Here is a 12,389-nt window from a genome sequence, read left to right on the forward strand (position 1 = left end):
CGGGGCTAGGCTTGGCGACCGGGACGGGACCAGGCGACGGCACCGGTTCCCGCTGGTGCGAGGACGACCTCCTCCGCCGCGGTGGCAGGCGCCGAGGGATGCGACGGGCCCGTCCGGATGATCGAGGACGAATCAACGGAGAGAGTGGGCGATCGGCTGTGTCGAGCCAGTTGACCGGAGCAGGAACAGAGCAGGGCGCGGAGGACTTCGGAGCCAACGAGTGGCTCGTGGAGGAGCTGTACGAGCAGTACAGCGCCGACCGCGCCTCGGTGGACGAGTCCTGGTGGCCCATCCTGGAGCGCTACGGCGCCCAGCTCGCGAACTCCGGCAAGGACGCTCCGGCTCCGGCTCCCGCCGCGGCCCCCGCGCCCGCCGCCTCGAAGCCCGCCGCTGCCGCCGAGCGCGTCTCGTCGAGCGGCGGAGGCGCCGTGACCCATCCCGCCGCGGCCTCCTCCTCCGAGTCGACCCCCGCCTCCCGCACCACGTCGAAGCAGCCGAAGGCGCAGCCGATCCCGGCCGACGCTCCGGTGAGCAAGCCCTCCGCCGAGGACTCGACGCCGGACGAGGACGTCGTCACCCCGCTCCGCGGCATGGCGAAGAGCCTCGCGACCAACATGGACGCCAGCCTCAGCATCCCCACCGCGACGAGCGTCCGCACGATCCCGGCGAAGCTGATGATCGACAACCGCATCGTCATCAACAACCACCTGCGCCGCACCCGCGGCGGCAAGGTCTCGTTCACGCACCTGATCGGCTGGGCGCTCATCCGCGCGCTCAAGGACTTCCCGAGCCAGAACGTGTTCTACGACGAGGTCGACGGCAAGCCCGCGGTCGTCGCCCCGGCGCACGTCAACCTCGGCATCGCGATCGACATGCCGAAGCCCGACGGCACGCGCGCCCTGCTCGTGCCGAGCATCAAGCGCGCCGACACGCTGAGCTTCACCGCCTACCTCTCGGCCTACGAGGACCTGGTCAAGCGCGCGCGCGGCAACAAGCTCGTCGCCGGCGACTTCGCGGGCACCACGCTCTCGCTGACGAACCCCGGCGGCATCGGCACGGTCCACTCCGTCCCCCGCCTGATGAAGGGCCAGGGCTGCATCATCGGAGCCGGCGCCCTCGAGTACCCGGCGGAGTTCCAGGGCGCGTCCGAGAAGACGCTGGTCGAGCTGGGCATCGGCAAGACCATCACCCTGACCTCGACCTACGACCACCGCGTCATCCAGGGCGCCGGCTCGGGCGAGTTCCTCAAGATCGTGCACGAGCTCCTGCTCGGCGGCCGCGGCTTCTACGAGGACATCTTCGCCGCGCTGCGCATCCCCTACGACCCGATCCACTGGTCCACGGACATCGCCGTCGACCTCGCCGAGCGCGTCTCCAAGACCGCCCGCGTGCAGGAGCTCATCAACTCGTTCCGCGTCCGCGGGCATCTGATGGCCGACGTCGACCCGCTGGAGTACGTGCAGCGCTCGCACCCCGACCTCGCCATCGAGAGCCACGGCCTCACCTTCTGGGACCTCGATCGCGAGTTCGTCACGGACGGCTTCGGCGGCAAGCGCCAGCTCAAGCTGCGCGACATCCTCGGGATCCTCCGCGACTCGTACTGCCGCACCGTCGGCGTCGAGTACATGCACATCCAGGACCCGGAGCAGCGCGCCTGGATGCAGCAGAAGCTCGAGCGCGGCTACGAGAAGCCGGGCCACGACGAGCAGCTGCGCATCCTGGGCAAGCTCAACGAGGCCGAGGCCTTCGAGACCTTCCTGCAGACCAAGTACGTGGGCCAGAAGCGCTTCTCGCTCGAGGGCGGGGAGTCGCTCATCGCGCTGCTCGACGCCGTCCTGCAGGGCGCGGCCGACGAGCACCTCGACGAGGTCGCGATCGGCATGGCCCACCGCGGCCGCCTGAACGTGCTGACCAACATCGCCGGCAAGACCTACGGCCAGATCTTCCGCGAGTTCGAGGGCACCCAGGACCCGCGCACGGTCCAGGGGTCCGGAGACGTGAAGTACCACCTCGGCACCGAGGGCACCTTCCGCGGCGCGGCGGGCGAGGAGATCCCGGTCTACCTGGCGGCGAACCCCTCGCACCTCGAGGCCGTGAACGGCGTGCTCGAGGGCATCGTCCGCGCCAAGCAGGACCGCAAGCCCATCGGCAGCTTCACCACGCTGCCGATCCTCGTGCACGGCGACGCCGCGATGGCGGGCCAGGGCGTGGTGGTCGAGACCCTGCAGATGTCGCAGCTGCGCGCGTACCGCACCGGCGGCACGATCCACATCAACATCAACAACCAGGTCGGGTTCACGACTCCCCCTCACGAGGCCCGCACCTCGATCTACTCGACCGACGGCGCGAAGACGATCCAGGCGCCGATCTTCCACGTGAACGGCGACGACCCCGAGGCGGTCGTCCATGTCGGGCAGCTCGCGTTCGAGTACCGCCAGCGGTTCCACCGCGACGTGGTCATCGACCTGATCTGCTACCGCCGGCGCGGGCACAACGAGGGCGACGACCCCTCGATGACCCAGCCGCTGATGTACAGCCTGATCGAGGCCAAGCGCTCGGTCCGCAAGCTGTACACCGAGGCGCTCGTCGGCCGCGGCGACATCACCGAGGAGGAGTACGACCGCGCCCACCAGGACTTCCAGGATCGCCTGGAGCGCGCGTTCGCCGAGACCCACGCCGCGCAGACCGGCGCGATCCCCGTGATCACCGCCGACGGCGACTCCGTGGCCGACCTCGAGCTGCCCGACGCGCAGCAGGGCGAGGACTACCCGGGCGAGCCCGAGGTCACCGGCGTGAAGACCGAGGTCGTCACCCGCATCGGCGACGCGTTCACGACGCCCCCTGAGGGCTTCACCGTGCACCCCAAGCTCCAGCAGCTGCTGGCGAAGCGCCAGGAGATGAGCCGCTCCGGCTCCATCGACTGGGCCTTCGGCGAGCTGCTCGCGCTCGGCTCGCTGCTGCTCGAGGACACCCCGGTGCGCCTCGTCGGCCAGGACACGCGCCGCGGGACCTTCGTCCAGCGCCACGCTGTCCTCCACGACCGCGAGAACGGCCAGGAGTGGCTGCCGCTGATGAACCTGTCCGACCAGCAGGCCCGGCTCTGGATCTACGACTCGCTGCTCTCGGAGTACGCGGCGATGGCGTTCGAGTACGGCTACTCGGTGGAGCGGCCCGACTCGCTCGTGCTGTGGGAGGCGCAGTTCGGCGACTTCGCGAACGGCGCCCAGATCGTGATCGACGAGTTCATCTCCTCGGCCGAGCAGAAGTGGGGCCAGCGCTCGTCGCTCGTGCTCCTGCTTCCGCACGGCTACGAGGGCCAGGGCCCCGACCACTCGTCGGCCCGGATCGAGCGCTACCTGCAGATGTGCGCGGAGCGGAACATGACCGTCGCGCGCCCGTCGACGCCGGCGTCCTACTTCCACCTGCTGCGCCGCCAGGCCTACTCCCGGCCCCGCCGCCCGCTGATCGTCTTCACCCCGAAGGCGATGCTGCGCCTGCGCGGAGCCTCGAGCCCGGTCGAGGACTTCACCTCGGGCCGCTTCCAGCCGGTGATCGACGACGCGCGGATCCACGACGCCTCCGCCGTGAAGCGCGTCCTGCTCCACGCCGGCAAGGTCCACTACGACCTCAAGGCGGAGCTCGAGAAGAAGCCCGACGACGGCATCGCGCTGGTCCGGGTCGAGCAGTACTACCCGGCGCCGATCGAGGAGCTGCGCGGCATCGCCGAGCGCTACCCGGACGCGGAGCTCGTCTGGGTGCAGGACGAGCCCGAGAACCAGGGCGCCTGGCCGTTCATGGCCCTCGAGGTCGCTCCGAAGCTGGGCCGGTCCATGCGCGTGGTCTCGCGCCCGTCCGCGGCCTCCCCCGCGGCCGGCTCGGCCAAGCGGCACGCCTCCGAGCAGGCCGACCTGCTGTCACGGGCGCTCACCCGCTGACCCGCGGTCCGCACGACGCGGTCGGGCCCGTCGGAACCTCGTGTTCCGGCGGGCCCGTCGCGTTGCGGGCGGACCGTGCCTGACCGCAGGCCCGCAGAGACCGGCAGAAGCGCTCGCGACATGCGGGTGCCGCGGCGACCGGAGGCCGCCGGACACGACGGAGCCCCGGCCCCTCGAGGGCCCGCGGTGCGCGGGAGGTCTCGAACGGCCGGGGCTCCCCGGGTCGTGCTGCGCCTAGAGGCGGGCGGGCGCCTGGGAGTGCGCGGCGTGCTCGTCGCGGAGCATGCCGAGCACCTGGGCGCGGAGGTCCTCCGGCGCCGTCTCCTTGCACGCACGCTGCACGGCGACCGTCAGAACCACGCCGACCTTCGCCTCGTCGGCGCAGTCGACGCATCCCGCCATGTGCTCGCGGATGTCGGCGGCGTCCTCCTTGCACAGCTCGTTGTGGAGGTACTCCTCGAGCTCGGCCTTCGCCTTCGTGCAGCCGCTGTCGGTCATTTCGTGCTCCCGGAAGTGAATGCGGCGCGGAATCCGCGCTCGCGTGCGTAGTCGGTGAGTCGTTCGCGCAGCATGCGCCGGCCGCGGTGCAGCCGGCTCATGACGGTCCCGACGGGGGTCTTCATGATGTCCGCGATCTCCTGGTAGGAGAAGCCTTCGACATCGGCGAAGTAGACGGCGAGCCGGAAGTCCTCCGGGATCGCCTGGAGCGCCTCCTTCACCGCGGTGTCGGGGAGGTGGTCGATCGCCTCCGCCTCGGCCGAGCGGCTGGAGGTGGCCGTGGTCGACTCGGCGCCGCCCAGCTGCCAGTCCTCGAGCTCGTCGATCGCGCTCTGGTAGGGCTCGCGCTGCTTCTTGCGGTACGAGTTGATGAACGTGTTCGTGAGGATGCGGTAGAGCCAGGCCTTCAGGTTGGTGCCCTGCTCGAACTGGCGGAACGCGCCGAACGCCTTCGCGAACGTCTCCTGTACGAGGTCCTGCGCGTCGGAGGGGTTCTTCGTCATCCGCAGACCGGCCGCGTAGAGCTGGTCGATGAAGGGCAGCGCCTGCTGCTCGAAGAGGGAGCGGAGATCGACGGGAGCCTCGACCGGGGCGTCGTCCAGCGACTCCTCGACGGTCTCCACGATCGTCTGCTCCGCGTCGGCGGGCTCGGGAGCCTCGTCGGCGGGGGTGGTGCGGGGTTCGTCGTCGCGAGTCATCACGAGCGATTCTAGAGCGGCGGCGCGGCGGACGACCGGGGTTGCGGCGCGAGGGCGCCTCCGGGCGACGGGCCTGCTGCTCCGGAGGACCGGGGGTGGTGCCGTCATGCTCCGCCTCCGTCACGCTCCTGACGACGCCCTGCGCGCCGACTATTCTGACAACCGATGGTCTTCTCGCGTTATTCCGCCCCCGAGTTCGATGCGTACGGCGACGCCCGTGCGCTCCCCGGCGACGATGCCTGGCCCGCACCCCTCGCGGCCGGCGCTCTCGACGCCGAGGTCGGCCTGCCCGGCTCCAAGTCGCTGACCAACCGGGAGCTGGTGCTCGCTGCTCTGGCCGACGGGCCCTCCACGCTGCGGGCGCCGCTGCACTCCCGCGACAGCGCCCTGATGGTCGAGGCGCTGCGCTCGCTCGGCACCACGATCCGGGAGTCCGGCTCGACCGGCGGCTTCGGCGCCGACCTGGTCGTGGAGCCCGCGGAGGAGCTGCTCGGCTCGACGACGATCGACTGCGGGCTCGCGGGCACCGTGATGCGCTTCGTCCCGCCGCTGGCCGGCCTCGCGCTCGGCCCCACCACCTTCGACGGCGACGCGTACGCGGCGAAGCGGCCGATGGGGGCGACGATCGCCTCCCTCCGCGCGCTCGGCGTCGACGTCGCCGACGACGGCCGCGGCGCGCTCCCCTTCACCGTCCACGGGTCCGGGGCCGTCCGGGGCGGCGACGTCGTCGTCGACGCCTCGCGGTCGAGCCAGTTCGTCTCGGCGCTCCTGCTGGCCGGCGCCCGCTTCGAGGAGGGACTGCACCTGCGCCACGAGGGCAGCGCCGTCCCCTCCCGGCCCCACATCGACATGACCGTCGCCGCGCTGGCGGCACGGGGCGTCGAGGTCGGCACGCCCGCCGACGGCGAGTGGACCGTCGCGCCGCAGCCCATCGCCGGCGCCGACGTGCTGATCGAGCCCGACCTCTCGAACGCCGCGCCGTTCCTCGCTGCGGCCCTCGTCACGGGCGGCCGCGTCCGGCTTCGCCACTGGCCGGCCGTCACCACGCAGGTCGGGGCGCACCTCGAGCGGATCCTGCCGCTGTTCGGCGCCCGCGTCGAGCGCGACGGCGAGGACCTCGTGGTCACCGGCGGCGACGAGATCCTGGGCGTGGACCTCGACCTGTCGGAGGGAGGCGAGCTCGCCCCCGCCCTCGCCGCCCTCGCCGCGCTGGCCTCCACTCCCAGCACCCTGACCGGGATCGGCCACATCCGCCACCACGAGACGGACCGCCTCGCCGCCCTCGCCGCCGAGATCACCGGTCTCGGCGGCCGGGTCACGGAGCTCGAGGACGGTCTGCGCATCGAGCCCGCCGAGCTCCACGGCGGCCGCTGGCGCACCTACTCCGACCACCGCATGGCCCACGCCGGCGCTCTGATCGGCCTCGTGGTCCCCGGCGTGGTGATCGAGGACGTCGCGACGACAGCGAAGACCCTCCCGCAGTTCCCGGAGCTGTGGACGACCCTCGCCGGATCGGTCTGACCCGTGTCGTGGTGGACGGACAGCGGCCTCGACGCCGACGGTGCTCTCGACGACTTCGACGGGTACGACGAGTCGGACGCGCGGGTTCGCCCGAACCCGAAGGGCACGAAGCCCCGGACCAAGAACAGGCCCGCCTACGAGGACGCCGAGATCGCGATGGTGCTCGGCGTCGACCGGGGTCGCTACACGGTGATGATCGGCGACGGGACGCCCGAGGAGCACGAGTTCACGGCGGCCCGGGCCCGCGAGCTGCGGCGCCAGGCGATCGTGGCCGGCGACCGCGTCGACGTGGTCGGGGACTCCAGCGGCGACGAGGGGACGCTCGCCCGCATCGTCCGCATCCGCGAGCGGTCGACCCTCCTCCGCCGCAGCGCCGACGACACCGACGCGATCGAGCGCGTGATCGTCGCCAACGCCGACCAGATGCTCTGCGTGGTGGCCGCCGCCGACCCCGAGCCCCGGACCCGGCTGGTCGACCGCTACCTGGTCGCCGCCTTCGACGCCGGGATCACTCCGATGCTCTGCATCACCAAGACCGACCTCGCGGACCCGGCCCCGTTCCTCCGCAACTTCGAGGGGCTCGACCTCCGCGTGTTCCTCTCGAGCCAGGACGAGCCGCCGGTCGACGAGATCGCCGACGCCCTCCTCGGCCACGAGACCGTGGTCGTCGGGCACTCCGGAGTCGGCAAGTCCACCCTCGTGAACAAGCTCGTCCCGGACGCGCACCGGGCCATCGGGCGCGTGAACACCGTGACGGGCCGCGGTCGGCACACCTCGTCCTCCACCGTCTCGCTCCGCGTGGAGCGCGGCGACCGGCACGGCTGGGTCATCGACACCCCCGGCGTCCGCTCGTTCGGACTCGGCCACGTGAACACCGACAACATCCTCGGAGCGTTCACGACCCTCGCCGTGATCGCCCGGGACTGCCCGCGCGGCTGCACGCACCTGCCCGACTCCCCCGACTGCGCCATCATCGAGGCGGTCGAGGGCGGACTGCTGGGCGCCAGCGGACCGGAGCGCCTCGACTCGCTCCAGCGCCTCCTGACCACCTTCGCCACGACCGACGGAAGCAGACGATGACCGACCTCTCCCCCCTCCCCGCCGAGGCGCGCCTCGCCGCCGGCGACTCCGCTCCGGAGTTCACGCTGCCGAACCAGGACGGCGAGCCCGTCTCGCTCGCGGACTACCGCGGACGGCGCGTCATTCTGTTCTTCTACCCCGAGGCCGACACCCCCGGCTGCACCACGGAGGCCTGCGACTTCCGCGACAACGCGGCGTCCCTCCGCGACTCCGGCTACGAGGTCCTCGGGATCTCGCGGGACGCCCCGGAGGCGCTGCGCCGCTGGGCCGACGCCCAGGGCATCGCGTACCCGCTGCTGAGCGACCCCGACATGACCGTGCACCGCGCGTACGCGGTGTGGGGCGAGAAGAGCCTCTACGGCAAGACCGTCGTCGGCGTGCTGCGCTCGACGTTCGTCGTCGGAGCCGAGGGAGCGCTCGAGTTCGCGCAGTACGGCGTCCGGGCGACCGGGCACGTGCAGGCGCTCCGCAAGAAGCTGAAGCTCGTCTGACCCCGGGGCGCGCGGTGCAGGTCATCGTGCGCCACCGGCTCTCGGGGTTCCGCTCATCTGCGAGCATCTCTCATGTCGACGTGAGCGGCACCGTCCGGTGCCCCGTCGGGACGAGGGGTGGTCAGGGTGCGCTCGAATGCTCGCAGGACGACGGCCGCAGCGGCGATCGCGGTCGTGGCAGCTGTACTGGCGGGCTGCACGCCACCGGAGCCGGCGCTCACCGCCGCCAGGGTGCTGCAGGCGGTGTCCGTCGCCGTCTCGTCCGACGGGGGTGTCCGTGCGATCGAGGGGACGGCCCTCGCCGTCGGCGACGACCCGTCCGACACCTCGGCGACCACCACCGTCTACGATCCCCCCGAGGTCGCCGCCGACCTGCCGGTCCGTGTCCGGCCCTCGTGGCGCACCGCCGACGCCTCGGGCACCGATCCGGCCGACCTCGCCGGGCGCTCGGGTCGGATCGAGATCTCGCTCGCGGTGGAGAACCTGACGGTCCGGCCCGAGGAGGTCGCGTTCGACGCGGCCGGTCGTGCAGCCCGCCGCAGTGCACTCGTCGGCGCTCCGCTGACGATCGCAGCCTCCGCGGTCCTGCCGGGCGTCTCGCCGAGTCGCGTCGTCACCGAGAGCGAGTCGGGTGCCGTCACCAACGGCGTGCTCAGCCGTGACGAGCACGGAGACGCCGTCGTGCAGTGGGCCGCTCTCCTCGCTCCCCCGGGCGGTGGCGCGACGGCGACGCTGACCCTCGTCGCCGACGTCGCCGACTTCGCCGTCCCCGCCTTCGACCTGGCGGTCCAGCCCGGCCTGAGCACCGACCCGACCACCGAGGGGGCGCTGGGCGCCGCGTTCGACTCCTCCGACGCCTCGCCGCTCGCCCTCGAGCGCCGCACGATCGAGGTCGTCACCGCGGTGGACGACCTGCTGACGCAGGCCGGCACCACCGTCGCCGAGGTGCGGGCCTCGCTCGACGCGACCTCCGAGACTCTCGGTGTCCGCACGGCCGAGGAGCTGCGGGCCGGCGCCGCCTCGACGGCGGCCTCGATGCAGAGCCTCTCCGGGCAGCTCGGCGCGCTCCGGGCGCAGCTGTCGTCGACGGTCTCGGGCACCGAGTCCGGCCTGCTGGCGCAGCTGTCCGAGGCGATCGACGCGGTGGACGCCCTGCTGGGCGACACATCGGCCGCGGTGCCGCCGCCGACGGTCTCGGGCAGCGGATGCGGACTCGCCGTCGACGGCGGCCGCACCGGCTCGATCCACTCGGAGCTGCTACGGCTCACGGCCGAGCTCGACGCGTACGGGACCGCGGCCGAGTCCTGCCGCGACGAGGTCGTCGCGGCTCTCCGTGCTGCCGCGGGGCCGGCACAGCCCTCCGCCGAGACCTGCACGGCACCCTCGATGACATGCTCCCTCGCCGCCTCCGCAGCCGCCGTCGACACCGTGCTGCTCGGGATGCTCGATCGCGGGCAGGACCTCGTCGACTCCCTGCAGCCGGAGCTGATGGACGGCGTGCAGGCCGGGTTCGCCGCCCTCGCGAGCAGGGTGGACGCCGCGTCGGCCTCGGTGGACACCCTGGCCGACCCGGAGGGATCCGTCACCCGGGCGCTCGCCGCCCTGTCGGCGACGCTGGACGAGCTCGACGCGGACACCGCGGGCCTGGAGACGACGGTCGCCTCGGTCGGCGCCGCCGCCACGACCGCCCTGGACGAGCTCGGCACGCCGACCAGCACGGGGTCGCTGTCGGCGCAGAACCAGGAGCTGGCCGATCGGCTCTGCGAGCTGTCGCCGGCGACACAGTCCCCTGCTGCCGCACCCACGCCGACCGGGCGCCCGACGCGCGCACCCGTGGAGGTGACCCGGGGCTCCGTCGAGGAGCTCCGCGCCTACCTGACCGCGACGCCCTGCTCCGGCGCGGGCCGCCTCGACGCTCCCGACGGCTATCCGGCCCCCCTGGCCGACCGGCTGAGCGACCAGGTCCACGCGTGGACCGCCGTCGCCTCCACCGTCGGCAGCACCGGCGCGAGTGCCGACCTCGCCGCCCTGCGCGCCGCGCTCGCCACGGTCCGCAGCGGCATGGCCGAGGCCGGCGCGACGGCCGGCTCGGACGACGCACGCCTCACCGGCCTGCTCGCCTCCCTCCGCACCGGCGTCGACGCGCTGACCGCTCAGCGCGACGCCCTCGGCACCCGCATCGACGCTCTCGGCGCCCAGCAGGACGCTCTCGCACCGGCGATCCAGAAGGCGTTCGCCGAGACGGACACGGCCGCCGCCTCCGCGGTAACCGCACTCCTCGACGAGCAGGTGCGGCGGATCTCGACGCGCTCCGGCGCCGACGCCGACGCGGTCGTCGCGATGTTCGACCGGTCGGTCTCGAGCCTGCGCACGGCCTCCTCCGGCATCCGCTCCGACGGTGCAGCGACGGTGGACGCCGGGCACCGGGCTCTCCGCACCGCGGAGGCCCGGATTGGCGGGGCCGTCTCCGAGCGGACGCGCGCCTCCCTGGCCGGCATCGCGACGACGATCGACGCCTCGACCCGCGACACCGACGCGGCCGCCGCGCTCCTCGCCGCCGATCTGCACAAGGTGCTCCTGGACCTCGGCGACCGGACGGTCGGCGGCTCCGGCCTGCTCGGATCGATGACCACGAGTGCCGCGAAGGTCGGCACCGCCGACGTGCAGCTCGCCCTCGCCTCGCAGAGCGCACGGGGCTACGCCGCGGTGCGATCCGAGGACGTCTCGGGCATCCTGCTGGCGCAGGCCCAGGAGCGGGCCTCCCTCCGCGCCGGGGATGAGCTTCCCGCGTTCCACCTCGACCTGCCCGAGGGCACGCGGACCCGGACGGTCTACTCCTTCCGGATCGGGGACGAGCGATGACCCGCCTGGGCAGGCGCGCGGCGCAGCACCCCCGCACCGCCCGACGGAGCCCGATGCTGATCGGCGGCGCCGTCGCCCTCCTCGGCGTCAGCGGTGCCCTCGTCTCCCTCCTGCCCCCGCAGTCCGCCCCGATGACGGAGGTCGCCGCTCTCCCGGTCGGCTTCTCGTGCGCCCGGGTGCCCGAGCAGCTGACGCTCGGGGTGGTGGTCTCGCTCAGCTCGGCTCCGGGCGAGGGCGCGGAGTGGAAGGACGCGGCGAACGGTGCCGTCGTCGCAGCGCACCGGTCAGCGATGGGCGACTGCGAGATCGGTCTCGTCGCCGTCGACGACCACGGGACGCCCGAGGGTGCCCGCGCCGCCGTCGAGGAGCTGACGGGCCAGGGCGTGTCCGGCCTCGTCCTCGCGACCTACGGCATGCACACCGCTGCGGCCGTGGACGCCGCTCGGGCAGCGGGGACAGCGGCCGTCCTCCCGTACGGAGGCGACCCCGCCCTGCCCGGCGACGGCGTCTGGTCCCTCGGACCCGACACCGCCTCGACCGACGCGGCACTCGTGGAGGAGGCCGGCGGCGGCGCCCGGGTACTCCTCGTCGACACCGGTGGAGGCACCCCGACCGGTCTCTCGCCCGCCGCGACGGTGACCGCCGATCCCGGCGCCACCGCGGACGTGATCATCACCGCCGCCCGCCCGCACCTCGAGGGCGAGCTGGCGGTCGAGCGCGTCGTCGTGTCCGGCCCCGCCGCGGCGCAGGCGACGGCGGTCGCCGCTCTGCAGGCGGCGGGGGCGTCCGTCCCGATCCTGCTCACGCCCGACGCGCTGAGCCCCGCCTTCGCTCCCGCCCTGGCCGCGGCCGGAGGCACCCTCTCGGGAGATCTGACGACGATCGGCACGGATTCCGGCGACGCGGTCGCCCTCCGCGGCGACGAGCGCGGACGCGCGGCCTCCGCGTTCCTGGGGGCCGTGCGGATGACCGCCGACGATGCCGCGCGGGCGACCCTCCTCGGCGACCGTTCGTTCCGCGATCTCGCCGCGGTCGCGGACGCCCCCAGCCACGACGCCGTCGTGGCGCTCGTGCGAGCCGCGGCCGTCGCAGGCAGCAGGGAACCCTCGGCGGTCGCCGCCGCACTCCGGGGATCCACGATCGGACCGACGGACGGGCTCGCCGGTCCGCCGCTCGACTTCGGCGCCGCGCACGCTCTGGACGCCCCGGCACTCCCCCTCCACACCTCGCCGCAGCGCCTCGGCCTGCGGCCCGCCGACCCGCCGCTGCTCTGGTTCGCCGGACAGCCCCGACCGTGAGCCCCC

General features: G+C 73.3%; 8 protein-coding genes. 6 read left to right on the forward strand and 2 right to left on the reverse strand.

Annotated features, from left to right (window positions below):
* The first annotated feature begins 158 nt into the window (after positions 1–158).
* A complete protein-coding gene (locus C5C99_RS03910; protein ID WP_181074533.1) occupies positions 159–3,935 on the forward strand; it encodes a multifunctional oxoglutarate decarboxylase/oxoglutarate dehydrogenase thiamine pyrophosphate-binding subunit/dihydrolipoyllysine-residue succinyltransferase subunit in 3,777 nt (1,258 codons plus the stop codon).
* A gap of 234 nt (positions 3,936–4,169) precedes the next feature.
* On the opposite strand, the gene C5C99_RS03915 is transcribed toward C5C99_RS03910, so the two are convergent.
* Both C5C99_RS03915 and C5C99_RS03920 read right to left on the reverse strand, forming a co-directional pair.
* Positions 4,170–4,433 (reverse strand): zf-HC2 domain-containing protein, encoded by a 264-nt coding sequence (locus C5C99_RS03915; protein ID WP_104224116.1) that lies wholly within the window; start codon positions 4,431–4,433, stop codon positions 4,170–4,172.
* On the reverse strand, positions 4,430–5,131 hold the full coding sequence (locus C5C99_RS03920) for a sigma-70 family RNA polymerase sigma factor (RefSeq protein ID WP_104224117.1): 702 nt from the start codon (positions 5,129–5,131) through the stop codon (positions 4,430–4,432). The genes C5C99_RS03915 and C5C99_RS03920 overlap by 4 nt, the downstream gene beginning before the upstream one ends.
* A gap of 165 nt (positions 5,132–5,296) precedes the next feature.
* Here C5C99_RS03920 and aroA point away from each other — a divergent pair, with 165 nt between their 5' ends.
* The 5 genes from aroA (at position 5,297) to C5C99_RS03945 (ending at position 12,383) form a co-directional block, all read left to right on the forward strand.
* Complete coding sequence (gene aroA / locus C5C99_RS03925) at positions 5,297–6,652, forward strand: 3-phosphoshikimate 1-carboxyvinyltransferase (protein WP_104315125.1); 1,356 nt, start codon at positions 5,297–5,299, stop codon at positions 6,650–6,652.
* Between the two features lie 3 nt (positions 6,653–6,655).
* Positions 6,656–7,732, forward strand: a complete 1,077-nt coding sequence (gene rsgA / locus C5C99_RS03930) for a ribosome small subunit-dependent GTPase A (RefSeq protein ID WP_104224119.1) — start codon at positions 6,656–6,658, stop codon at positions 7,730–7,732.
* Complete coding sequence (gene bcp, locus C5C99_RS03935; protein ID WP_104232788.1) at positions 7,729–8,223, forward strand: thioredoxin-dependent thiol peroxidase; 495 nt, start codon at positions 7,729–7,731, stop codon at positions 8,221–8,223. The genes rsgA and bcp overlap by 4 nt, the downstream gene beginning before the upstream one ends.
* Positions 8,224–8,397: 174 nt before the next feature.
* Positions 8,398–11,085, forward strand: a complete 2,688-nt coding sequence (locus tag C5C99_RS03940) for a hypothetical protein (protein WP_146085461.1) — start codon at positions 8,398–8,400, stop codon at positions 11,083–11,085.
* A complete protein-coding gene (locus tag C5C99_RS03945) occupies positions 11,082–12,383 on the forward strand; it encodes a hypothetical protein (protein ID WP_146079408.1) in 1,302 nt (433 codons plus the stop codon). The genes C5C99_RS03940 and C5C99_RS03945 overlap by 4 nt, the downstream gene beginning before the upstream one ends.
* The last annotated feature ends 6 nt before the right edge of the window (positions 12,384–12,389 follow it).

Origin of the sequence: Rathayibacter sp. AY1C4 (assembly GCF_002932195.1) — a bacterium.
Taxonomy (GTDB): Bacteria; Actinomycetota; Actinomycetes; order Actinomycetales; family Microbacteriaceae; genus Rathayibacter.